Source organism: Amycolatopsis mediterranei (genome assembly GCF_026017845.1).
Taxonomy (GTDB): Bacteria; Actinomycetota; Actinomycetes; order Mycobacteriales; family Pseudonocardiaceae; genus Amycolatopsis; species Amycolatopsis mediterranei.
The window spans coordinates 8,748,476-8,769,909 of sequence record NZ_CP100416.1 but is presented as its reverse complement, the minus strand read 5'-3'; the positions used below and the strand labels follow the sequence as shown (position 1 = coordinate 8,769,909).

Here is a 21,434-nt window from a genome sequence, read left to right as displayed (position 1 = left end):
CGGTGCTGCGCCAAGGAAAAACCCTACCGATCGAGCAGCCGCCGGAAGTGGTCCGGCAGCAGCAGTTCCCGGGCCTCCGCCCGCGTCAGCCAGGCGAAGTCGTCGTGCTCCTCAGGGTTGAGCACGACGTCGCCGGTCCCCTCTTCCGCCACCGTGTAAACGAAAGCGTGGATGCGCAATGCCCGGCCCGCGATGTCCGGCCACGCGTCCCGCGCCAGTTCGCCGGTGACGCGAACCGTCAACCCGGTCTCCTCCGCCGCTTCGCGCGCCGCGGTGTCCTCGAAGCGCTCGCCTGGCTCGGCCGTGCCGCCGGGCAGTTCCCACCGGCCCGCGAGGAACACCCCGGGCCCGCGGCGAAGGAACAGCACCCGGTCGCCGCGGGCGATCCAGCAGTAGGCGAGGTGCTTGTGGGCGATCTCCGTCATGCGCGCGATTCTCGCTCAGTTGGTCTTCGACGTCGGCAGGTGGGCGCCCAGGTACCCGACGTACACCGTGCCGGTGCGGTCGGTGTCGTCGAGGAAGTGCAGCCGCGGTGCCGGCGACTTGAAGCGCTCCAAGGCGATGTGGGCGCCGAAGTAGTCGCGGCCCGCCGGGTTCGTCCGGGGATCGACGCGGAAGGTGCGGGCTTGGCGGAGCCGTTCGTTCGTGGTCACCGTGTCCGACTCGGCCAGCGCGATGATGTTCGCGCTGATCAGCGAACCCGGCTGGCCGGTGCGGGCGAAGGCGAGCACGTCCGACAGCTCGGGGCCCGGGTCCTGGCCCGCGCCGAGCAGGGAGATCCGGGCGCCCGCGTAGGCGTCGAGGGTGCGGAGCGCGTCCCATGCCTTGCGGCGCCAGGCGGCGGCTTTGGGGTGGTGGTCGAGGATCGCGGCCGGCGCCGGCTCGGCCGTGATCGCGAGGTGCTTGAGCGAGGCCGCCGCGGCGCCGATCAGCTCGGCGAAGCTGGGGAACTCCTCCGGCGGCCGCTCGGCGGCGGCGACCTCGTCGTCGGCGTCGTGGTGGCGGGCCAGCCGGCCCGCCAGCAGCCCGTTGACGCGCCGCAGCTCGTCGCGCTCGGCCTCCGTCTCCTCGAACGCCCGCGCGTAGTCGTCCGCCTCCGCCTGCAGCTGCGCGAGCTGATCGCGCAGGCAGGCGACGTCGGTCGCGCACGCGTCCTCGAGGCGGCGGCGGAGCGATTTCACCTCGCAGGCGTGCCGGTCCCGTTCCTCGGCGTGGGCCTTGGCCTTCTTCCGCAGAATCGTGATCACGCCCCGCGCCTCGGCCAGCTCCCGCTCGGCGCGGCCGAGCTTCTCGACCAGCTCGGCGTCGGGCTCGCGCTCCGGCGAGGCGAACGGATCGGCCGCGTACCAGGCCCGCACGCTCGGCACGTCCGCCCACTCCTCGGGCAGGGGCGTCCGGCCGCGGGCCTGGATGAGCCGGGTGATCGCGCCCTGCAGCGCCTCACCGGAAACCGGGCTTTCGCTGACGATGAAATCCGGGAGCTGGTCGCACGGCGGCACGTACAGCCGCGCGCCCTGCGGCAGCGCGCACCCGAGCGGCAGGTGCCGGTTGAGGGTGTGGCGGAAGCGGTCGTCGACGTCGAAAACGTTGACCAGCCCGGGCCAGCCCTCGACCGGCACCGTCGGCGGCTCGGTGAGCACCAGCACCGCCGACGAGCGCCACGGCGCCGCCAGTGCCTCGCCCAGCAGGTCGGCGAGGTGGTCGCATTCCTTGCGCGACCAGCCGCGCATCGCCAGCACCGGCGTTTCGATCGGGATTTCGTCGCTGCCGCTGGCGCCCAGCTCCTCCAGCCCGATCCGGTGGGCCGGTGCGTCGTGGCAGCTGCGCCACGGCCGCGTGCAGGCCGCGGTCAGCAGCCACGTCACCCGGTCCTCGCCGGCGCGGTAGCACAGCGAAAGCAATACCTGAACGGAGTAGCGGCCTTCGCTGCCCTCGTACGCGAAATTCAGGTCGCACCGGCGCGAACCACCGTCGTCGGACGAGCCGAGATCGATCACCGTGTAGTCGTCGTGCTGCCGCTGGCGGCTGATCAGCCTGCTGCGCAAGGCGTCCAGGGGGCGTTTGCCCTCGGTGGGGACCAGTCCGTGGTGCCAGATCCGGTGCACCCCCACAGGACTCAACTCCGTTCGCCGGGAACAGGACCTCAGCCGAACATAGCGGATCCTGTGACCGTGCGAACGCGGGGCGTCACCCCGTGCGCGTCCAGAGGCAGAACGGGTGCCCGGCCGGATCGAAGCAGACCCGGACGTCGTCCTGCGGCTGGAACTCGGCGACCACCGCGCCCGCCGCGGTCGCCGCCGCCGTCGCCTCCTGGAGGTCGTCGACCTCGATGTCGAGGTGCAGCTGCATCTGCTGGGCGCCGTCGGCCGGCGGCCACACCGGCGGGACGTGCCCGGTCTCCAGCTGGAACGACAGCCCCGCGCTGCCGTCGTCCGGGCGCAGCGTCACCCACTCCGGTTCGTCGGTGCGGATCGGCCAGCCGAGGAGCTTCGAATAGAACTCGGCGAGCGCACGGGGTTCCGGGGTGCCGAGCACGGTGGAGGTCAGCCTCATGATCGGACTGGTACCCGCGTGGCAGGTTCTCTACCGCGGTCCGGAGGTTCCCGTGCTGAAGTAGGCGACCGGCGGGCCGACGTGCCGCCACGACGTCGTCGCGAACACCGCGGCTCCCGAGAGCGCGAGCAACGCGGTGACGACGGCCAGGCTGGCGCCGATCCGGGCGAGCCCCGGCTGGGTGCGTGCGCCGGCGCAGACGCCGAAGACGAGTGCCAGCACGCTGATCGGCAGCAGGGCGAACCACAGCGCGCCGAGGACCAGCACGAACGCCTGCGTGACCCAGGAGAACACCCACGCGGACACGATCTCCGGCCGGACGATCAGCCAGGCCGCCCAGGTCGCGACCGCGAGCGTCAGTCCTGCCGCGCCGATCGCGAGCGACGCGATCGCCAGCCCGCGGCCGGGCCGGGTCGTGGTTTCCTCCGCCTCGAGCTCTGGTTCCCCCATGCCGGAAACATCCCCTCGGGGAGGGCGCGCGTTACCGGAATACCTCGGCATCACGTGAGTTGGTTCCTGGCGTCGACGTCACCGACAGAACCGAGGGAGCTGCCATGTCGTCCGAGCACGTCCAGGGGACCGTCGCCGACGGGTTCGAGTCCGTGCGGGAAGAGTTCGCCGCCGTCGCGACCGAGGAAGGCGGCGACTACGCCGCTCAGCTCGTCGCGCACGTCGGCGGCGAGCGGGTCGTCGACCTGTGGACCGGGCCTGGCTTCACCGGAGACTCGCTGACCGGCGTGTTCTCCTCGACCAAGGGGGCCGCGCACCTGGTGGTCGCGCTGCTCGTCCAGGACGGCGTGCTCGACCTCGACCAGCGGGTCGCCCACTACTGGCCGGAGTTCGGCGCCGCCGGCAAGAGCGGGATCACCCTGCGGGAGCTGCTCGCGCACCGGGCCGGTGTCGTGGGCGCCGACGACGGGTTCACCGGCGACGAGATCGCCGACGACCGCGTCATCGCCGAGCGGCTCGCCCCGCAGCGGCCGTACTGGCGGCCGGGCACCGCGTTCGGTTACCACGCGCTGGTGATCGGCGCGCTGACCGGCGAGGTCGTCCGGCGCGTGACCGGCCGCAGCATCCAGGAGCACTACGAGGAACGCGTCCGGAAGCCGTTCGGCCTGGACTTCTACCTGGGGCTGCCCGAGGAACTGGAGCCGCGCTTCCTGACCACGCTGCCGATGCTGCCGACGCCCGAGCAGCAGGCGGAGCTGGCGGCGAACGCGACCGGGCCGGACAGCATCACGGGCATCGCGTTCAACCGCAACCACCCGAAGGCACCCGAACTCTGGGAGCTGCCGAACCGCAAGCTGGTCCGGCAGCTGAGCCCGGCTTCGGTGGGCGGCGTGGCGTCGGCGCGCGGCCTGGCCGGCCTGTACGCCGCGGCGATCAGCGGGCCGGAGCCGCTCCTGCTTCCGGAGACCGCGGCCGAGTTCGCGCAGCTCCATTCGATCGGCGATGACGTCGCCACGCGCAACCGCAACGCGTTCGGCCTGGGCTTCGCGATCGTCTCGGACAATTACCCGGTCCTGAGCCAGGGCGCCATCGGTCACAGTGGCGCGGCCGGCTCGCAGGCGTTCGCCGACCCGCGCAGCGGCCTCGCGTACGGCTACAACCGCCGCCGGTGCGCTTTCCCGGGCGGAGCCGCGCCGGAAAACGTGCGTCTGGTCCGCGCGCTCCACGCGGCGGCGACGGCCTAGCCGTCCACTGAGGACATTCCGGTGCGGACCGGCGGCCGGCGGTCACGTTCCGTACCCGGAGCAACACGTGCCTGCCGGTGGTCCGGAAAAGGGTTCCACCAGGGTGGGATGCACGTCCGTATTGGACGTCGTTACAGACTTCACTCTTTAGGACGTTCCGATCGAGACATCTCGCCTGCTCACGCACCATGGACTGACTTTCCGTAGCGAAAACTCTCCCGATCATTGCTCTGATGTGAAACTATTGGGCCGTTCGCGGGGAGAGGGCCTCGCGACAGGGGACTCACCGTCACGGCAGCGTCCCCATGAAGATCCCCAGGGGAGAGGAGATCGACCATGTCGACGCCCACGGATGTCAAGCCGGAAGAAGCTCCGGAGCCGGTCGAGCCGACCGGCCCGACGGTCCAGTGGACCGACTCGGACGGCAAGCTCCACACCGAGCACCCGGTCCACACCGAGTGCGTGGGTGGCTGCTACCAGAAGGTCACGGCCTGATAGCGAGCCGCCTGGCCGAGGCCCGCCTGCTGATCTTTGACCGGTAGGCGGGCTTCTTTCTGCCATCGGCTGTGCTGTCATAAGAGGGTGCCTGTGACGAACCTGGACCCCCCGGAAGTCATCGAGTCGGTCCGCGCCCTCCAGCAAGCCGCCGCCGATGCGTCGTGCCTCGGGCGTTTCCACCAGGGGGTCAAGCACCTGCGGCGGGGTATGAGCCTGCTGGACTCGATCCACCCGGTCGCCGACGAGCACCGCACCGACTGGCTGGTCACGCGGATCAAGGTGGCCAGCACCCTGGCCGGGATGTCGTCGGAGCTCACGGGAGACGTCGCGGCCGGGCTGGCCGGCCTGGACGACGTGCGGCTGCTCATCAACGCCGTGGCCGACCCGGTCCTGCGCGCCGACCTGAACGGAACGTTGGACCACAACTACGCCATGCGCCTCATGACGGTCGGGCGCAACGAGGAGAGTCTCGCCTCCTTCGACGCCTCGCTCGAGCACAAGGAATTCCTGCTCACCCAGCTGGGCGATCCGACGCCACAGATGCGCGGATTCGTCGTAACGCTCTATTCGCGCGGCTGGGTGCACACCAAGCTCGGCAACGTGAGCCAGGCCCGCGCGGACCTGAACCGGGCTCTGGAGCTGTCGGAGAAATACGAATTAAGGGGACAGGCCGCCGATGTCCGCCGCATCCTCGGGACGTTGTCGCTGCGGACCGGCGACGTGCCGGAGGCGCTGCGGCTCTACCAGGAGAGCGAGCGGGTGTACCGCGCGCTGGATCTCGAGGCCCCGGCCCTCCTGTCGATGGAACAGGCGCAGGCCCTGCTGACCGCCGGGCTGGCCGACGAGGCGGGCAGCCACCTCGACGACCTGATCGCCCGGATGACCGCCGAGCCCAGCATCGCCAGCCACCTCGGTGCCGCGGAGCTGCTGCGCGCCTCGGCCGCGCTGCTGAACGACGAAATCGAATTCGCCCGCCAGACGGCCGCTTCCGCTCGCCGGCTCCTGCTGCGGGTGGGCTGCCAGACCTGTGTGGCCAATGCGGCCGTCCTCGGTCTGCAGGCCGACGTGCGCGAGGCGGTGGCGAGCGGGACGCTGCCCCCGGGACTGCCGGTGCGCGCCTTGCGGACCGCGGACAAGATGCAGCTTCCCCGCCTGGCCGAGCAGGCCGCCACCGCGCGGATGCTCGCCGTCCGGCTGGACATCCGGCGCGGCAACCTCAAGCGTGCCGTCGAGACTCTGCAGAAGGTCCCGCGCCCCGGGCAGCTCACGCCCATCGACTACCGGATGCTGCGGCGGCTCTGCCGGGCCGAACTCGCCGTGGCGCAGGGCGACCGGGCCAAGGCGCTCACCGAGATCCGGTCCGGGCTCACCGAACTGGACGCCGTGCGGGATCGGATGGGCGGGCTCGATCTCGTCTCCGGGACCGCTCTGCACGGGCAGGAACTCGCCGATCTCGCCGTCAAGCTGGTGCTCGAGCGCCACGATGCCCGGCGGCTGTTCGTCTGGCTCGAACGGACCCGGGCGCAGACCTACCGCTACGAACCGCTCTCCGCCGGGACCGATCCCGAACTCGCCGCGCGCGTGGCCGAGGTCCGCGGGCTCGGGCAGGCCATCCAGGAGGCCCAGCACGACGGCCACCCCGTCGCCGGCCTGCGGGCGAAGTACAACGAACGGCTGCGGGAAGCCCAGCGGCTCGGCTGGCACACCGGGCGGTGGGGCCGGCCGCGGCCCGTTGCCGGGCTCGCCGAGGTCATTGCGCGGCTCGGTGAGCGGGCGTTGATCAGCTTCGCCGCTTCCGGGGACGACCTCGTCGCGGTCGTGCTGGCCGGGGGTGAGTGCCGGCTCGTGCGGCTCGGGTCCGCCGGGTCCGCCGCCGAGTCCGCGCGCGTGCTGAACGTCGACCTCGATGCCCTTGCTCCCGACAACCTGCCCGAACGGCTGGCCGAGGTCGTCATGGCCTCCGCGCACAAGCAGGCCGACAAGCTCGACACGCAGCTGATCCAGCCCCTGGCCGGCCTCATCGGCGAGCGCGAGCTGGTCATCGTCCCGACCGGGCCGCTCTACGCCGTGCCGTGGGGCGTGCTGCCCGGGCTGCTCGGGCGGCCGACCGTCGTCGCGCCGTCGGCGACCGCCTGGCTGGCCGCCGAGCTGACGAAGTCGTCGCGCGCCCGCAAGATCGTGCTCGTCCGCGGGCCCGGGCTGGCCGGCGCCCGTGGTGAGCTCGAGAAGCTCACCACGCACTACCGCACCGCGACGACGATGACCGGCGCCCAGGCCACCGTGAAGTCCGTGCTGCGCGCGATGGACGGCGCCAAGCTCGCGCACTTCGCCGCGCACGGCGCGCACGAGCCGGAAAACGCGCTGTTCTCCCGGCTCGAACTCGCCGACGGCGCGCTGTTCGGCCACGAGATGGCCGGGCTGCGGCAGCCGCCGCGGCAGGTCGTGTTCGCCGCGTGCGAGCTCGCGATGAACCGGATCCGGCCCGGCGACGAAGCCCTCGGCTTCGCCAGCGCGCTGCTGGCCAGCGGCTCCCGGACGGTGATCGCGCCGCTGTCGCGCGTCGGCGACCTCGCCTCGGCCGCCGCGATGGACGACTACTACCGCGCGCTGGCCGTCCGGGAGAGCCCGGCGCTGGCGCTGGCCGACGCGATCGCCGTCGACCCGTTCCGCCGCCCGTTCGTCTGCCTCGGCGCCGGCTAGGACAGCTGAGCGGGCGGCGGACCACACCAGCCGCGGGTCGGTCTGGGCGAAGCTGGGCCGGCGTCGTCCGCGACGCCACGCAGCAGCTCCACCCGTTCCAGCAGCTCCGGCAGGAGCAACGGCCGGCTGGGCGGCGGCCCGGCCGCGCGCGAACCCGCCGGGATCCGGCCATCCCGGTACTTGCCGGCCAGCACGCCCTGAGCGAGGGACACCGAGGCGAACTGCCGGACGCCGATCCGCGCCGCCCACCGGCATCACCTGCGCCACGGGCACCCGCCACAGCATCGAGTAGTGCGGCTGGTTGGCGATCAGCGGCACGTTGTACCGCGCCGCGGCTTCGTGGGCCTGTAGGAGCTGCTCGGCCGTCCACTCCGACGTCCCGGCGTACCGGATCTTCCCCTGCCGCACCAGATCCGAGAGCGCGAGGAACGTCTCCGCGACCGGGGTGCGGTAGTGCCGGCCGGTGGTTCCGGTGTCGTACGTCGGGCCCGCCTTGGCCGCCAGTGCGGGCGAATGGTCCGGTGTGGACGGACGCCCCTTGGTCGTGGTGACGCTGGGAACGGCGAACGCGGCGGCCGGCGTGCGGTTCCTGGCCGAGAGCGTCGACGCGCTGGCCGGGATGCCGTCCGTGCGGGGGCTGGTGGTGGCCCCGATCCGCGACGACCAGTCGATGCTGGCCCAGCAGGTGGTCGCGGCCTCGGCGGGGGTGCGGCTGCGGTTCGACCGCGCGAAGGCGGCCGACATCCGCGAGGCGATCGAATCGGCGGGTCAGTACCGCCTCGGCGCCGAGAAGATCCGCGACTCGTTCGAAGCGGCGGGTGGAGCGGAAGAGGCCGCGACGAGGCTGGAGTCGCTGGGTTAGGTGCGGCGCCGGAAGGTGCGGGCGGCCAGCGTGGCGCCCGCCACCGCGGCCACCGCGGCGATGATCAGGGCCGTCAGGAGCGACCAGCCGAGCGGGCGGGCCAAAGCCAGCGCGCGGGTTGCGTCGATCGCGTAGGTCAGCGGGTTGACCGCCGAAACCGCGCGGACCCACGCCGGCATCGTGTCCAGAGGCATGTACGCGCTCGATGAGAACATCAGCGGGAACATCACCACGAACGACGCCGCCTGGAGCGTTTCCGCCTTGCGCAGCCACGTCGTGATCGCCACGAACACCCAGCTCAGGCACCAGCCGACGACCAGCGTCAGCACCAGGGCCAACGCCAGGCCGACCAGGCCGCCCGCCGGGCGGAAGCCCAGGAAGACCACGCTGGCCACGGCCGTCACCGCCAGCTGGACACCCAGCCGCGCGGCATCCGCCAGGGTGCGGGCCACCAGTACGGAAAACAGGGAGATCGGCAGGCAGCGCAGCCGTCCGGTGAAGCCGCCGTAGATCTCCGCCAGCAGGCCCGCGCCCGAGCTCATCGCCGTCGTCATGGCGATGTTGACCAGCGTCGCCGGCACCAGGAAGTTCACGTAACCCTGGTACGCCGCGACGCCCGGCAGCGCGCCGACGCCGCTGAACACCTGGCTGAACAGCAACAGCAGCACCACCGGCTGCAGCAGGCCGAAGAAGACCAGCCGGCGGTCGCCGAACGCCGTCCGCGAGGAACGGGCCGTCAACACGCGGACCTGCGTCCAGAAGCCGGATTCCGGCCAGGCCGTGGGGTCGCCGAGTGCGGCGACCGCCGCGCGATGCCGGCTCTGTGTCATCCAAAACTGGCTCACGACGCCGTCCGGTGCAGCGAAAGGTAGACGTCGTCGAGGGTCGGCTCGGTCACCGTCAAATCCCGCAGCGGCGCGCCCGCCGCGTCGAGCGCGCGGACCACCACCGGGATGTCGCCCGGGCCGGACAGCGGCACGGTCAGCACCAGCCCGGCGCGGCCGGCCGCGAAACCCAGGCGCGACAACGCGTCTGCCGCGCGCCACAACGCCAGTTCGGTGCCGAACGTGAGGGTCGCCGTCCGGGTGCCGAGCCGGGCCTTCAGCTGCGCCGGCGTTCCCGACACGGTGATGTGCCCGAGGCCGAGGACGACGACGTGGTCGGCCAGCCGGTCGGCTTCCTCGAGGTACTGGGTGGTGAGCACGACGGTGGTGCCGCGCGCCGCGAGGCCCTCGACGGTCGTCCACAACCCGGCCCGGCTCACCGGGTCGAGGCCGGTGGTCGGCTCGTCGAGGAAGAGCACCTGCGGCGCGCCGACCAGGCCCGCGGCCAGGTCCAGCCGGCGGCGCATCCCGCCGGAATACGTCCCGGCCGGGCGGTCGGCCGCGTCTTCGAGACCGAAGGCGGCGATCAGTTCGGTGGCCCGGGCGAGCGCCTGCCGCGGTCTCGCGCCCAGCAGCCGGGCGATCAGCACGAGGTTCCCGCGGCCGGACAGGGCGTCGTCGACCGCGGCGAACTGCCCGGTCACCCCGATCCGCCGCCGGACCGCGCAGCCGCGCTGCACGACGTCGTAGCCGCAGACGCGGGCGGTGCCCGCACTCGGCCGGACGCGCGTGCTGAGGATGTCGATCAAGGTGGTCTTCCCGGCGCCGTTGTGGCCGAGGACCGCCAGCACCGCGCCGCGGACGACGGTGAGGCTGATCCCGGCGAGCGCGGTGACTTCGCCGTACTGTTTCGCGAGGTCCGTCACGGCGATGACCGGCTGGGGCATGGCCGCTCCTTTCCTGCCTGGGAAAAAGGTATCGGGACCGGGCCGTCGCGATCAAGAAGATCGCCGCCATTCGCCGGGCGCGTGACAGTTTTCGCGGAATCGGATCGTACCCGCGTGATAAGGGCTGACCTGCGTGACTCTTCCGAGGTGAGGCGATCTCCTGTGTGTGACAAAGAATCGCAGGCGGCTTGTTCGCCCGGAAACACGGAGGTAGCTTTGCCGAAATTCCCCCATTTCCCGAGGTGACGACCCGTGAAGTTTTCGTGGAAGTCGAGAAAGCCCGCTTTCGGTCTCGCCGCCGTGACCACCGCGGCGGTTGCGGCGGCCGTCGCGCTCGTCGGGGCGGGCCCGAGCCAGGCCGCGCCGGTGAGCCTGACGATCAACTACAACTGCCCGTTCCCGCTGATCGGCGACCAGGTGCTGTCGGTGAAGATCGACACCAACCTGCCGGACAACGCCGTCGCGGGTGCCTCGTCGACCCCGATCACCTTCGACGTCGACGTCACCGTGCCGGAGACCGCCACCGAGGGCCTCGCCCTGGTCGGCGCCACTTCGCTGGACGGCTCGGCGAAGGCGGCAGCCGTGCTCAAGTACCCGGTGGACAAGACGCTGAACCTGAACCTGCCGCTGACGATCGCTTCGACGCCGGTGCCGCCGTCGGGCGCGTTCCACGTCAAGAGCAGCGGCAAGGCGCCGGCGGTGACGTTCCCCAGCCCCGGCACGGCGTCGGTGACGGTCGGGAACTTCAGCACCACGATGACCCCGCGCACCGCGGACGGCCAGCCGACCGACCTCGGCACGTTCACGTCCGACTGCGTCGCGGTCCCGGGTCAGAACCAGCAGCTGGGCAGGTTCGAGATCAAGCCGGCGGGCGGCACGACGACGCCCACCACCCCGACCACGCCCACCACCCCGACCACGCCCACGACGCCGACCACCCCGACGACGGAACCGACGACCCCGACCACTGAGCCGACGACTCCGACCACTCCGACGACGGAACCCACCACCCCGACCACCGAACCCACGACTCCGACAACGGAACCGACGACTCCCACCACGGAGCCCACCACCCCGACCACGGAACCGACGACGCCGACCACTCCCACAACGCCGACCACCCAGCCCACGACCCCGACCACCCAGCCGACGAACCCGCCGGGTGGCATCGAGGTCAAGTACTCCGTGCAGGGCAAGTCGGTCCTCAAGCAGCTGCGCGCCACGCTGCCCCTCGGCCCCGGCACCCTGGACGCGAAACTCGACGCGGCGTCCGGCAAGTTCGGTGCCCAGCTCGCGCTGCCGAAGTCGGACGTGAACTTCCGCGTCTTCGGCTTCATCCCGGCGTCCGCGACGGTGAAGCTCGACCCGGTCGGCGCGATCGACGGCACGCTCACCGCCGGTGCGGTCAAGGCGAACGCCCGGATGGACGTGCAGCTCACCAAGGTCCGCGTGTTCGGCTTCCCGATCCTGTCGTCGAAGTCGTGCCACACGGTGAAGCCCGCCGACGTGCCGCTGACCTCGGCGCCCGGTTTCGACCCGCTCAAGGGCGGCAAGCTGACCGCGACCTACGACATCCCGCGGTTCACCGGCTGCGGCTTCCTGACCGGGCTGATCACCGGCATCACCTCCGGCCCGGGCAACAAGCTGGACGTCACCCTCACCAAGAAGTGAACTCGATGACCCTGACCCGATTTGCACTGCCGCTCGTGCTGGCAGTGGCCGCGTTCTCGCTCGGCGCCGCGGAAGCCGCGCCGGGCGAGCCCGTGCCCAGCCAAAACGCCCCGGCCACGCAGATCCCGTTCGGGTTCACCCTCGGGGACGCGCAGCAGCCGACCACGAGCCACGTGGCCAAGCTCGGCTCCGACATCGCCTTCCCGCCGGGCACCTTCGACGGCGCACTGGGCGGCCTCACCAGCACCGTGCCGATCACCGGGAAGCTGGCCATCCCGCCCACCGACGGCTACTTCGTCGCGTTCCGGTTCATGGCCACCACCGGCCGGGTCGAGATCGTCCCGGACGGCGATGCTTCGGGAACGGCCACCGTGCACACGGGCAAGGACAAGGACTGCAAGGCCACCCAGACCAACATCTGCGCCGACACGGACCTGACCGCGAAGGTGTTCATCAAGCTCTCGGACGTCAAAGTGGATGGACGGCCCCTCGACGTCGGCCCGGACTGCCGGACGGCCCAGCCAGCGGCGGTCACCATCAAGGCGCTGGTCCCGATTTCGCTGCCGGCGTCGCCGGTGAAGGTGACGTCGACCTTCACCACACCCGCGTTCGGCGGGTGCGTCGGGCACGAGGACGTCAGCCGCCTGCTCACCGGCCTGGTTTCGGGACCGGGCAACACCTTCGTCTCGAACCTCACGCTGCGCTGCTTCAGCACCGGGTGCAAGCAGCCATGACGACCTTCCTCAGCGAAGCGCCGCAGAAGGCCGCGAACGGCCTGCGCGAGTTCGGCCGGATGTGCGCGATGGGCCTCGACGTCCTGCTCGCCATGCTCCGCCGCCCGTACCAGGTGCGGGAGTTCGTCCTGCAGTTCTGGTTCATCGCCAGCGTCTCCATCACGCCGGCGATCCTGGTCTCCATCCCGTTCGGCGCGGTCATTTCGCTGCAGCTCGGCTCGCTCACCAGCCAGATCGGCGCCCAGCAGTTCAACGGCGCGGCGAGCGTGCTGGCCGTCGTGCAGCAGGCCAGCCCGATCGTGACGACGCTGATCATCGCCGGCGCGGGCGGCAGCGCCATCTGCGCCGATCTCGGCGCGCGCAGCATCCGCGAGGAGATCGCCGCGATGGAGGTGCTCGGCGTCTCGCCGATCCACCGGCTGGTCGTGCCGCGCGTGCAGGCCGCCGTCGGGGTGTCCGTGCTGCTGAACGGCCTGGTCAGCGTGGTCGGCGTGCTCGGCGGCTACTTCTTCGGCGTGATCATCCAGGGCGGCACCCCGGGCGCCTACCTGGCCAGCTTCAACGCCCTCGCGCAGCTGCCCGACCTCGTCGTCAGCTCGATCAAAGCCGTCATCTTCGGCTACCTCGCCGGGGTCGTCGCGGCCTACCGCGGTCTCAACCCGAAGGGCGGCCCCAAGGGCGTCGGCGACGTCGTCAACCAGTCCGTCGTCATCACGTTCCTGCTGCTGTTCTTCGTCAACACCGTGCTCACCGCGCTGTACCTGCAGCTGGTCCCGGCGAAGGGAACCTGAGTGGCCATCCTCGGCAAACCCGGCGACCGGCTGTTCGACCTCGGCGACCAGCTGCTGTTCTACGTCCGCGCGCTCGCCGCCGTCCCGCTCGCCGTGACGCGCTACTTCCGCGAAGTCGTGCGGCTGCTGGCCGAAGTGACGTTCGGCAGCGGCGCCCTCGCGGTGATCGGCGGCACGATCGGCGTGATGGTCGGCCTGTGCGTGTTCACCGGCGTCACCGTGGGACTGCAGGGCTTCAGCGCGCTGAACCAGATCAACATCTCGGCGATGACCGGCTTCCTGACGGCGTACTTCAACACGCGCGAGATCGCGCCGCTCGTCGCCGGGCTCGCACTTTCGTCCACTGTGGGCAGTGGCTTCACCGCCCAGCTGGGCGCGATGCGGATCTCCGAAGAGATCGACGCCCTCGAAGTGATGGCCGTGCGGAGCATGCCGTACCTGGTCACCACCCGGATCGTCGCCGGGTTCATCGCCATCATCCCGCTCTACGTGATCGGCCTGCTGATCTCCTACCTCGGCTCGCGGCTCACCACAGTCGTCTTCTTCGGACAGTCCGGTGGCACCTACGACCACTACTTCACGTTGTTCCTGCCGCCCGGTGACGTGCTGTGGTCGTTCGGCAAAGTGCTGGTCTTCAGCGTCGGCGTGATCCTGACGCACTGCTTCTACGGCTACCGCGCCAGTGGCGGCCCGGCCGGGGTCGGCGTCGCGGTCGGGCGGGCCGTGCGGACGTCGATCGTGCTGATCAGCGTGCTCGACCTGTTCCTTTCGCTGGCCATCTGGGGTGCGACGACCACGGTGAAGGTGTCCGGATGAGCCGGTTCCGCACGCAGCTCGCCGGGGTCGCCTTCCTCGGCGTGCTGGTCCTGCTCGGCTGGCTCGCGGTGGCCATCTACGACAAGGACTTCGACGACGCCGAGCTGGTGACGCTGCGGGCCGACCGCGTCGGCAACCAGCTCGCGCCGACCGCGGAGGTCAAGGTCAAGGGCGTCCCGTTCGGCGAGGTCCGGGCGGTGCGCAGCACGCGCGCCGGCGCCGAGATCGACCTCGCCCTCGAACCGGCCAAGATCGGGCTGCTGCCGGGGAACGTGTCCGCCCGGCTGCTGCCGAAGACGGTGTTCGGCGAGCGGTACGTCAACCTCGTGCTGCCGGACAGTCCACAAGGGAAGCTTCGCGCCGGAGACGTCATCGCGCAGGACCGCTCCACCAACGCCATCGAGCTGGAACGCGTGCTCGGCGACTTGCTGCCGCTGCTGCGCGCGGTCCAGCCGCAGAAGCTGAACAGCTCGCTCGGCGCGATCTCGCAGGCCCTCGACCACCGCGGCAAGCCACTGGGCGACAGCTTCGTCCAGCTGCAGGACCTCCTCGGGCAGCTGAACCCGCTGATGCCGCAGTTCAAGGCCGACGTCACCGCACTGGCGGACGCGGCCGACGTCTACACGGGAGCCGCGCCGGACATCCTGCAGGCGCTGAGCGATCTGTCGACGACCGCGAAGACCATCGTGGACACCCGCGCCGACCTCGACAACCTGTACACGAGCGTGACCAGCGCCACCGGGCACCTGAACGAGTTCCTGCGGAAGAACAAGGACAACCTCATCGGCGTCTCGGCGGCGAGCCGGCCGACGCTGGAACTGCTGTCGCGCTATTCGCCGGAGTTCCCGTGCCTGTTCGACGCGGTCAACCGGCTCAAGCCGCTGATGGAGAAGGCCCTCGGCAAGGGCACGAACGAGCCGGGCCTGCACGTGACGCTCACCGTCCAGGACGCGCGCGAGAAGTACGTCCCCGGCCGGGACACCCCGCGGTTCGACGCGACCGGCGGGCCGAAGTGCTACGGCGGCGGAGCGGCGGCTGCCGCCGATGGTGACCTGGGGCCCGCGAACTCGCCGAGTGAGCGGCAGCTCGTCGCCGAGCTCCTGCGGCCGGCGCTGGGTGACGTGCCGGACTGGGCCAGTGTCCTCATCGGACCGGCGCTGCGCGGGACGGAGGTGACCGTCCGATGAGGAGCGTCGCCGGACCCGACGTCAAGGGCCTGATCTTCTTCCTGGTCACCGCGGCCGCGACCGCCGTGCTCGCGGTCACGATCGCCAACTCGAACGTCGGGGCGACGATCGGCTACACCGCCCGGTTCACCGACGCGACGTCGGTCAACCGCGGTGACGAGGTCCGGATGGCCGGCGTCCGGATCGGGCAGGTCGACTCGGTGCGGGTCGTCGAACACCGCCTCGCCGACGTCGGGTTCTCGGTCGGGCGCACGCACCGGCTCACCGCGTCGGCCTCGGTCACCATCCGCTACCGCAACCTCGTCGGGCAGCGGTACCTCTCGGTCGACCCCGGCGCCACCGACACGTCCTCGACGCTGGCCGAAGGCGCGCAGATCCCGCTGGAAAAGACCAAGCCGGCGCTCGACCTCACCGCGCTGTTCAACGGCTTCAAGCCGCTCTTCCAGGCGCTGTCGCCGAACGACGTCAACCAGCTGTCGTTCGAGATCATCCAGGTCCTGCAGGGGGAGGGCAGCACGATCGACAGCCTGCTGCGGCACACGGCGTCGCTGACCTCCACCCTCGCCGGCAAGGACGCGCTGATCGGCCAGGTGATCGGCAACCTCAACACGGTGCTCGACACGCTGAACGCCCAGGGCGACCAGTTCGACACGCTCGTCGACACCACCGCCCAGCTGGTCACCGGCCTCGCCGCCGACGCCCGGCCGATCGGCCAGGCCATCGGCGGCCTCGGCGAGCTGACCACGGCGACCGCCGGGCTGCTCGAGCAGGGCCGGCAGCCGCTCAAGGACAGCGTCGCCGCGCTCGGCGACCTGTCGAAGAACCTGGCCGACAACACCCCGGTGTTCCAGCAGTTCCTCGACAACCTGCCGAAGAAGCTCGACCGGATCGGCACGCTCTTCTCCTACGGCTCGTGGGCGAACTTCTACCTGTGCGCGGTGAAGACCGACGCGAAACCGGCGCCGGGCGGCCCCCCACCCGGCATTCCCGTGACGGCTGCGAGGTGCCGGTGAAGCCGTTCCGCAGCCGCAACCCGATCGCCGTCGGCGCGGTGACCGCGCTGGTCATGGCGCTGATCGGCGGCGCCACGTTCTTTTCCGACGACCTGCCGGTCATCGGCGGCGGCACCACCTACCGGGCCGAGTTCCACGAGGCCGCCGGGCTGAGGCCGAACGACGAGGTCCGCGTCGCCGGGGTGAAGGTCGGCGAGGTCACCGACGTCCGGCTGGCCGGCGACCACGTCGAGGTGCTGTTCCGGGTTCGCGAAACCTGGGTCGGCGACCGGACCACGGCGGCGATCAAGATCAAGACCCTGCTCGGGCAGAAGAACCTCGTGCTCGACCCGGTCGGCAACGGGGAGCTGAACCCCGATCAGCCGATCCCCGCCGAACGCACGAGCTCGCCCTACGACGTCACCGCGGTCTTCAACGACCTGGCGAGCACGGTCGGGGCGATCGACACCGACCAGCTCGCGCAGGCGTTCCGGGTGCTGTCTGACACGCTCGGCGCGTCGGCCCCCAGCGACGTCAAGACGGCGTTCACCGGGATCGCCGCCCTGTCGCAAACGCTGGCCTCCCGCGACGACGAGCTGGTCAAGCTGTTCCAGAACACCAACCAGGTGTCGAAGACGCTCGGGGAGCGCTCCGACCAGATCCAGGCCCTGATCCGCGACGGCAACACGCTGCTCACCGAGCTCAACGCCCGCAAGGACGCCATCGCGAAGCTGTTCACCGGCATCAAGAACCTCGCGATCCAGCTGCGTGGGCTCGTCGCGGAAAACCAGAAAACCCTGGGGCCGGCGCTCGACCAGCTCGACCGCGTGGCCGGGGTGCTCCAGCGCAACCAGGGAAAGCTGGAGGACAGCCTCCGCCTGGCCGGCCCGTTCTACCGGCTGCTCGGCAACGCCGTCGGCAACGGCCGGTGGATCGACACCTACATCTGCGGCCTGATCCCGACCGGCACCACGCCGGGCAGCTGCCAGCCGCCGAAGAACGGGGGACGCTGATGGCGCACCACCTCGCCGACCTGGGCGCTCAGGCGCGCCGACGGACGCGGCTGCGGGCTCTCACCCTCGGCGTCGTCCTCGCGCTCATGGTCTCGGCCGCGTGGCCGATCGCGACCGCCCCGCGTGAGCGGACCCTGACCGCGTACTTCGCCGCCGCCGTCGGTATCTATCCCGACTCCGACGTCCGCGTCCTCGGCGTCGCCATCGGCTCGGTGTCCAAAGTGGAGCCTAACGGCACCGACGTCAAGGTGACCATGACGCTGCGGCCCGGCGTGCCGCTGCCCGCGGACGCCGGGGCCGTCGTCATCACGCCGAGCCTGGTCGCCGACCGGTACGTGCAGCTCACGCCCGTCTACCGCGGCGGGCCGCAGCTGGCCGGCGGCGCGTCGATCCCTCGCGAGCGCACCGCGACGCCGGTCGAGGTCGACGACCTGCTGCACAGCCTCAACCAGCTGATGTCCGCGCTCGGACCGCAGGGCGCCAACAAGGACGGCGCGGTCAGCGACGTCCTGACCCGCTCGGCGGACTACCTGAACGGCACGGGAAAGACCATCGGCACGGCGATCAAAAACCTCGGCGAGTTCGCCCGCACGGCGAGCGACTCGAAGGACGACCTGTTCAATTCGGTGGACAACATCAGCAAGTTCACCGCGATGCTCGCGGCCAACGACGGCCAGGTCAAGCAGGCCATCTCGCAGATCGCGTCGCTCAGCAAGGTACTGGCCGACCAGCGAGACCAGTTCTCCGGCGCGCTGACCGAACTGACCCAGGCGCTGAGCGTCGTGCAGGGGTTCATCAAGGACAACCGCGGCAAGGTCCAGTCCGATGTGGACAAGCTGGCCGACGTCACGAAGGTGCTCGTGAACCAGAAGGACTCCCTCGCCGAGGCGCTCGACGCGGCCCCGAACGCCCTGACGAACCTCCTGGGTGCCTACGACCAGGCGAACGGGACCATCGACGGCCGCGGCAACCTCCTCGAATTCGCGGAGCCGAAATGAAGTCCCTGGTCAAGCTCACCGCCGTGGTGACGCTCGCGCTGGTCACCACCGGCTGCGGCAGCGGGGTGAGCGTCTACGACATCCCGCTGCCCGGCGGCGCCGCGCTCGGCGACCACCCGATCCACGTGACCGCGAGCTTCACGAACGTGCTGGACCTGGTGCCGCAGTCCGGGGTCAAGGTCAACGACGTCCCGGTCGGCCAGGTCGTTCGGGTCGAGCTGGCCCCCGACGGGCACAGCGCGGTCGTCGACCTGCTGCTCAACGGCGACGTCGACCTGCCGGGCAACGCCGTCGCCCGGCTGCGGCAGGCCAGCATCCTCGGCGAGAAGTTCGTCGAACTCGCTCCGCCGGACGACGCGACGCCGTCGGGCCGGCTCCTCGACGGCGCGGCCATCCCGCTCGATCGTTCGACGTTGACGCCCGAGATCGAGGAGGTCTTCGGGGCGCTGTCGCTGCTGCTCAACGGCGGCGGCGTCGCGCAGGTCCAGAACATCAGCCACGAGCTGAACGACGCCCTCGGCGGCAAGGAAACCGCGGCCCGCTCACTCTTGTCCAATTTGGACACCTTTGTGCAAGGGCTCGACGAGCACCGGAACGAGATCACCAGGGCCATCGAGAGCGTCAACAAGCTGGCGGCCACGCTGAACGCGCACACCGACCGGGTCACGACCACGCTGAACGGCCTCACGCCCGGCATCGGCGTCCTCAACCAGCAGCGGGAAGCACTGGTCGGGATGCTCAAGTCGCTGGACGGGCTGACGTCGGTCGCCGTGGACACGGTGAATCGCAGCAAAGACGACCTGGTCGCCGACCTGCGCGCGCTGGAACCGCTGCTGCGGCGGCTGGCCGATGCCGGCGACAAGCTGCCCAAGGCGATGGAGATGATCTTCACCTTCCCGTTCCCGGACGCCGCCCTGGACACGATCCGCGGCGACTACCTCAACGGCTTCCTCGCGGCGGGCCACTGATGCTGACCCGGTTCGTGCGCGTGCAGGTGACGCTCTTCGTCGTCATCGCCGTCGTCGGCGTCGCCTACGTCGGGGCCACCTACGCCGGCCTCGACAAGGTGTTCTTCGACCGCGGTTACACCGTCACCGCGCAGTTCCCGACCGGTGGCGGCATCTTCACCAACGCCGAGGTCACCTACCGCGGGGTGCCGATCGGCCGCGTCGGCGAGCTGCGGCTCACCCCGGCCGGGATGGAAGCCGACCTCGAGATCGACTCCGGGACCGCGCCCGTCCCGGCCGACACCGAAGCCGTCGTCGCCGACCGGTCGGCCGTCGGCGAGCAGTACGTCGACCTGCGGCCGCGCACCGACGGCGGGCCGAAGCTGCACGAGGGCTCGGTGATCACCCAGGCGGACACGAAGATCCCGCTGCCGGTCGACGTCGTTCTGTCTACTGTGGACTCATTCGCGAACTCGGTGCCGAAACCCGCGCTGCGCACGGTCGTCGACGAGCTGTACAACGCGACGTCCGACGCCGGCCCGGCGCTGGACCAGCTGGTCGGCCGCGGCATCGAGTTCGTGCAGGCGGCGAGCGCGCACGTCGCGCCGCTGACCCGGTTCGTCACCGACGCCCACACGGTTCTCGACACGCAGGTGCAGCAGGCCGGCGCGATCCGCGAGTTCGGCGCCAACGCGAAACTGCTGGCCTCGACGTTGAAGTCGTCCGACGGCGACCTACGCACGCTGATCCCGGCGGTCCCCGCGGCCGCGAACGAGGTCAGCGCGCTGATCCGCGACTCCGGCCCGAACCTGGGCGTGCTCCTGGCGAACCTGCTGACCACCGCGGACGTCCTGGAAGCTCGCCGGGACGGCCTGCGCCAGCTGCTGATCACCGCGCCGCAGGCGGTCGCTGCGGCCGGCGCGATCGTGCGGCCGGACGGCGTCCACATCGGACTATCGCTGACTTTCTTCGATCCACCACCGTGCACCACCGGGTACACGACGCCGTACCGCGACGGCCTCGACACGTCGGTCCGGCCACTGAACACGGCCGCGCGCTGTGCGCTGCCGAAGGGCGACCCGACGAACGTGCGGGGCTCGCAGAACGCACCGGGAGGACGGCCGTGAGGATTTTCGCTGCGCTGGCCGCGGTCTTGGCGACCGTCGCGGCCGGGTGGTCGGGGTTCACCTGGTGGCAGGCGGCGCACGACGACGGTGTCGCCCGCGCAGTCGTCCGGGAAGAAGCCTTGCAGGCGGGCCGGACGGCGGTCGCCGGGCTGACCACTTTGGACTACCGGCAGGCCGCGCCCGGGTACCAGCACTGGCTGGACCTTTCCGGTGGCGCGCTGCACGACGAGCTGGCGGCCGACCGGCAGGGCAGTCTCGACCGGATCGCGCAGGCGAAGACGGTCACGACCGGGAAGGTGACCGACGCTGCGGTGACCGAAGTGGACACCGGTGCAGGCACGGCGAAGCTGATCGCCGCGGTCGAACTGGTCGTGGCGCCCGACGGCGGGGACGCCGTGACCAAGCGCAACCGGTTCCAGGCCGACCTGACGCGCGGGCCGGGCGGCTGGCGCGTCACCGGCCTCGGGCAGGTTCCCGTGGGGGAGGCACCATGACGGTTCCGACGAAGAAGCGAATCGTGAAGGTCGCGGGACGGCACCACGAACCGGAACCCGCGCCGGATCCCGAGCCGCGTCGCCGAGCGCCACTGGTGCTCGCCGCGGTCGCCGTCGTGATGGCCGCGCTCGCCGGGTGGTTCACGCTCGAAGCGCGGAGCACGAACGCCGTCGTCGCGCACAACAGCGCGCTGTCCGACGTCGCCGGCACCGCGGACGCCGGAAAGCAGATCAGCGCCGCGCTCGGCACGGTGTTCTCCTACCGCTACGACGATCCGGCCAAGAGCGAACAGGCCGCGAAGGACGTCCTCACCGGGCCCGCGCTCGCGCAGTACGAACAGCTCTTCGGCCAGGTCCGCAAGCTGGCCGCCGAGCAGCGGCTCGTGGTCACCTCCACCGCCGTCGCGTCCGGGGTGAAGCTCCTGGACGGCGACCGCGCGGCGCTGCTGGTGTTCCTCGACCAGACCGGGACGAGAGGGGACGGGCAGCGCAGCACCGGCGCCGCCCAGCTGAGCGTCACGGCCGAGCGCGTCGCCGGGAAGTGGCGCGTCACCGGGATGTCCGCCGACTGAGAAAACCGAGGACA

Annotated in this window: 23 protein-coding genes and 1 pseudogene; 16 read left to right on the top strand and 8 right to left on the bottom strand. The window is 71.0% G+C overall.

The genetic code is table 11. From position 1 onward, the window contains the following. Window positions 1-23: 23 nt before the first annotated feature. The 4 genes from ISP_RS39475 to ISP_RS39460 form a co-directional block, all read right to left on the bottom strand. A complete protein-coding gene (locus ISP_RS39475) occupies window positions 24-425 on the bottom strand; it encodes an NUDIX hydrolase (RefSeq protein ID WP_013229385.1) in 402 nt (133 codons plus the stop codon). A 15-nt stretch (window positions 426-440) separates the two neighbouring features. Next, window positions 441-2,111, bottom strand: a complete 1,671-nt coding sequence (locus ISP_RS39470) for a GAS domain-containing protein (protein ID WP_013229384.1) — start codon at window positions 2,109-2,111, stop codon at window positions 441-443. A gap of 76 nt (window positions 2,112-2,187) precedes the next feature. Continuing rightward, window positions 2,188-2,553, bottom strand: coding sequence for a VOC family protein (locus tag ISP_RS39465; protein WP_013229383.1), 366 nt, complete (start codon window positions 2,551-2,553; stop codon window positions 2,188-2,190). A gap of 30 nt (window positions 2,554-2,583) precedes the next feature. Continuing rightward, the gene (locus ISP_RS39460) at window positions 2,584-3,003 is read right to left on the bottom strand and encodes a hypothetical protein (RefSeq protein ID WP_013229382.1); all 420 of its coding nucleotides are present in this window, start codon (window positions 3,001-3,003) and stop codon (window positions 2,584-2,586) included. Between the two features lie 104 nt (window positions 3,004-3,107). On the opposite strand from ISP_RS39460, the gene ISP_RS39455 reads away from it, so the two are divergent. The 3 genes from ISP_RS39455 (at window position 3,108) to ISP_RS39445 (ending at window position 7,445) form a co-directional block, all read left to right on the top strand. Continuing rightward, the gene (locus tag ISP_RS39455; protein WP_013229381.1) at window positions 3,108-4,247 is read left to right on the top strand and encodes a serine hydrolase domain-containing protein; all 1,140 of its coding nucleotides are present in this window, start codon (window positions 3,108-3,110) and stop codon (window positions 4,245-4,247) included. A gap of 336 nt (window positions 4,248-4,583) precedes the next feature. Then, window positions 4,584-4,742, top strand: coding sequence for a hypothetical protein (locus ISP_RS39450; RefSeq protein WP_014467662.1), 159 nt, complete (start codon window positions 4,584-4,586; stop codon window positions 4,740-4,742). A 93-nt stretch (window positions 4,743-4,835) separates the two neighbouring features. Beyond that, window positions 4,836-7,445 carry a CHAT domain-containing protein gene (locus tag ISP_RS39445; RefSeq protein WP_013229380.1) on the top strand — a complete coding sequence of 870 codons (2,610 nt, stop codon included), beginning with the start codon at window positions 4,836-4,838 and terminating at the stop codon, window positions 7,443-7,445. Here the strand turns inward: ISP_RS39445 and ISP_RS39440 are convergent. Continuing rightward, the gene (locus ISP_RS39440; protein ID WP_230468565.1) at window positions 7,442-7,657 is read right to left on the bottom strand and encodes a hypothetical protein; all 216 of its coding nucleotides are present in this window, start codon (window positions 7,655-7,657) and stop codon (window positions 7,442-7,444) included. The two genes, ISP_RS39445 and ISP_RS39440, sit on opposite strands and share 4 nt — an antisense overlap. Window positions 7,658-7,775: 118 nt before the next feature. After that, window positions 7,776-7,853: pseudogene (locus tag ISP_RS39435) on the bottom strand (hypothetical protein); the annotation flags it as partial. Window positions 7,854-7,917: 64 nt separating this feature from the next. Between ISP_RS39435 and ISP_RS39430 the strand changes: the two are divergent. Continuing rightward, window positions 7,918-8,307: a glycosyl transferase gene (locus tag ISP_RS39430; protein WP_014467661.1), complete on the top strand. Its 390-nt coding sequence runs from the start codon at window positions 7,918-7,920 to the stop codon at window positions 8,305-8,307. Here ISP_RS39430 and ISP_RS39425 read toward each other — a convergent pair. Both ISP_RS39425 and ISP_RS39420 read right to left on the bottom strand, forming a co-directional pair. Continuing rightward, window positions 8,304-9,137 (bottom strand): ABC transporter permease, encoded by an 834-nt coding sequence (locus tag ISP_RS39425; protein ID WP_013229377.1) that lies wholly within the window; start codon window positions 9,135-9,137, stop codon window positions 8,304-8,306. The genes ISP_RS39430 and ISP_RS39425 overlap by 4 nt on opposite strands. A gap of 11 nt (window positions 9,138-9,148) precedes the next feature. After that, window positions 9,149-10,078 (bottom strand): ATP-binding cassette domain-containing protein, encoded by a 930-nt coding sequence (locus ISP_RS39420; RefSeq protein ID WP_013229376.1) that lies wholly within the window; start codon window positions 10,076-10,078, stop codon window positions 9,149-9,151. 252 nt (window positions 10,079-10,330) lie between these two features. Here ISP_RS39420 and ISP_RS39415 point away from each other — a divergent pair, with 252 nt between their 5' ends. From ISP_RS39415 to ISP_RS39360, 12 genes are read left to right on the top strand one after another with little or no spacing between them, the layout of a single operon-like run. Beyond that, window positions 10,331-11,749, top strand: a complete 1,419-nt coding sequence (locus ISP_RS39415; protein WP_013229375.1) for a DUF6801 domain-containing protein — start codon at window positions 10,331-10,333, stop codon at window positions 11,747-11,749. A 5-nt stretch (window positions 11,750-11,754) separates the two neighbouring features. After that, the gene (locus ISP_RS39410) at window positions 11,755-12,483 is read left to right on the top strand and encodes a hypothetical protein (protein ID WP_014467659.1); all 729 of its coding nucleotides are present in this window, start codon (window positions 11,755-11,757) and stop codon (window positions 12,481-12,483) included. Beyond that, window positions 12,480-13,274 carry an MlaE family ABC transporter permease gene (locus ISP_RS39405; RefSeq protein WP_013229373.1) on the top strand — a complete coding sequence of 265 codons (795 nt, stop codon included), beginning with the start codon at window positions 12,480-12,482 and terminating at the stop codon, window positions 13,272-13,274. Before ISP_RS39410 ends, ISP_RS39405 begins: the two co-directional genes overlap by 4 nt. Continuing rightward, window positions 13,275-14,090 carry an MlaE family ABC transporter permease gene (locus ISP_RS39400; RefSeq protein ID WP_013229372.1) on the top strand — a complete coding sequence of 272 codons (816 nt, stop codon included), beginning with the start codon at window positions 13,275-13,277 and terminating at the stop codon, window positions 14,088-14,090. Further along, entirely contained in the window at window positions 14,087-15,277 is a 1,191-nt protein-coding gene (locus ISP_RS39395; protein ID WP_013229371.1) for an MCE family protein, read from the top strand. Before ISP_RS39400 ends, ISP_RS39395 begins: the two co-directional genes overlap by 4 nt. Continuing rightward, the gene (locus ISP_RS39390; protein ID WP_013229370.1) at window positions 15,274-16,290 is read left to right on the top strand and encodes an MCE family protein; all 1,017 of its coding nucleotides are present in this window, start codon (window positions 15,274-15,276) and stop codon (window positions 16,288-16,290) included. Before ISP_RS39395 ends, ISP_RS39390 begins: the two co-directional genes overlap by 4 nt. Continuing rightward, window positions 16,287-17,282 carry an MCE family protein gene (locus tag ISP_RS39385; RefSeq protein ID WP_013229369.1) on the top strand — a complete coding sequence of 332 codons (996 nt, stop codon included), beginning with the start codon at window positions 16,287-16,289 and terminating at the stop codon, window positions 17,280-17,282. The genes ISP_RS39390 and ISP_RS39385 overlap by 4 nt, the downstream gene beginning before the upstream one ends. After that, on the top strand, window positions 17,282-18,280 hold the full coding sequence (locus ISP_RS39380; protein WP_013229368.1) for an MCE family protein: 999 nt from the start codon (window positions 17,282-17,284) through the stop codon (window positions 18,278-18,280). Before ISP_RS39385 ends, ISP_RS39380 begins: the two co-directional genes overlap by 1 nt. Next, the gene (locus ISP_RS39375; protein WP_013229367.1) at window positions 18,277-19,248 is read left to right on the top strand and encodes an MCE family protein; all 972 of its coding nucleotides are present in this window, start codon (window positions 18,277-18,279) and stop codon (window positions 19,246-19,248) included. The genes ISP_RS39380 and ISP_RS39375 overlap by 4 nt, the downstream gene beginning before the upstream one ends. Further along, window positions 19,248-20,354 carry an MlaD family protein gene (locus ISP_RS39370; protein ID WP_013229366.1) on the top strand — a complete coding sequence of 369 codons (1,107 nt, stop codon included), beginning with the start codon at window positions 19,248-19,250 and terminating at the stop codon, window positions 20,352-20,354. The genes ISP_RS39375 and ISP_RS39370 overlap by 1 nt, the downstream gene beginning before the upstream one ends. Then, complete coding sequence (locus tag ISP_RS39365) at window positions 20,351-20,848, top strand: hypothetical protein (RefSeq protein ID WP_013229365.1); 498 nt, start codon at window positions 20,351-20,353, stop codon at window positions 20,846-20,848. The genes ISP_RS39370 and ISP_RS39365 overlap by 4 nt, the downstream gene beginning before the upstream one ends. Beyond that, a complete protein-coding gene (locus ISP_RS39360) occupies window positions 20,845-21,420 on the top strand; it encodes a membrane protein (protein ID WP_013229364.1) in 576 nt (191 codons plus the stop codon). Before ISP_RS39365 ends, ISP_RS39360 begins: the two co-directional genes overlap by 4 nt. Window positions 21,421-21,434 lie beyond the last annotated feature (14 nt).

Coding starts and splice junctions, on each gene's coding strand:
- ISP_RS39380 (WP_013229368.1), top strand. CDS start 17,282: ATGGCGCACCACCTCGCCGACCTGGGCGCTCAGGCGCGCCGACGGACG.
- ISP_RS39410 (WP_014467659.1), top strand. CDS start 11,755: ATGACCCTGACCCGATTTGCACTGCCGCTCGTGCTGGCAGTGGCCGCG.
- ISP_RS39475 (WP_013229385.1), bottom strand. CDS start 425: ATGACGGAGATCGCCCACAAGCACCTCGCCTACTGCTGGATCGCCCGC.
- ISP_RS39460 (WP_013229382.1), bottom strand. CDS start 3,003: ATGGGGGAACCAGAGCTCGAGGCGGAGGAAACCACGACCCGGCCCGGC.
- ISP_RS39360 (WP_013229364.1), top strand. CDS start 20,845: ATGACGGTTCCGACGAAGAAGCGAATCGTGAAGGTCGCGGGACGGCAC.
- ISP_RS39390 (WP_013229370.1), top strand. CDS start 15,274: ATGAGGAGCGTCGCCGGACCCGACGTCAAGGGCCTGATCTTCTTCCTG.
- ISP_RS39395 (WP_013229371.1), top strand. CDS start 14,087: ATGAGCCGGTTCCGCACGCAGCTCGCCGGGGTCGCCTTCCTCGGCGTG.
- ISP_RS39375 (WP_013229367.1), top strand. CDS start 18,277: ATGAAGTCCCTGGTCAAGCTCACCGCCGTGGTGACGCTCGCGCTGGTC.
- ISP_RS39450 (WP_014467662.1), top strand. CDS start 4,584: ATGTCGACGCCCACGGATGTCAAGCCGGAAGAAGCTCCGGAGCCGGTC.
- ISP_RS39405 (WP_013229373.1), top strand. CDS start 12,480: ATGACGACCTTCCTCAGCGAAGCGCCGCAGAAGGCCGCGAACGGCCTG.
- ISP_RS39425 (WP_013229377.1), bottom strand. CDS start 9,137: ATGACACAGAGCCGGCATCGCGCGGCGGTCGCCGCACTCGGCGACCCC.
- ISP_RS39455 (WP_013229381.1), top strand. CDS start 3,108: ATGTCGTCCGAGCACGTCCAGGGGACCGTCGCCGACGGGTTCGAGTCC.
- ISP_RS39370 (WP_013229366.1), top strand. CDS start 19,248: ATGCTGACCCGGTTCGTGCGCGTGCAGGTGACGCTCTTCGTCGTCATC.
- ISP_RS39465 (WP_013229383.1), bottom strand. CDS start 2,553: ATGAGGCTGACCTCCACCGTGCTCGGCACCCCGGAACCCCGTGCGCTC.
- ISP_RS39420 (WP_013229376.1), bottom strand. CDS start 10,078: ATGCCCCAGCCGGTCATCGCCGTGACGGACCTCGCGAAACAGTACGGC.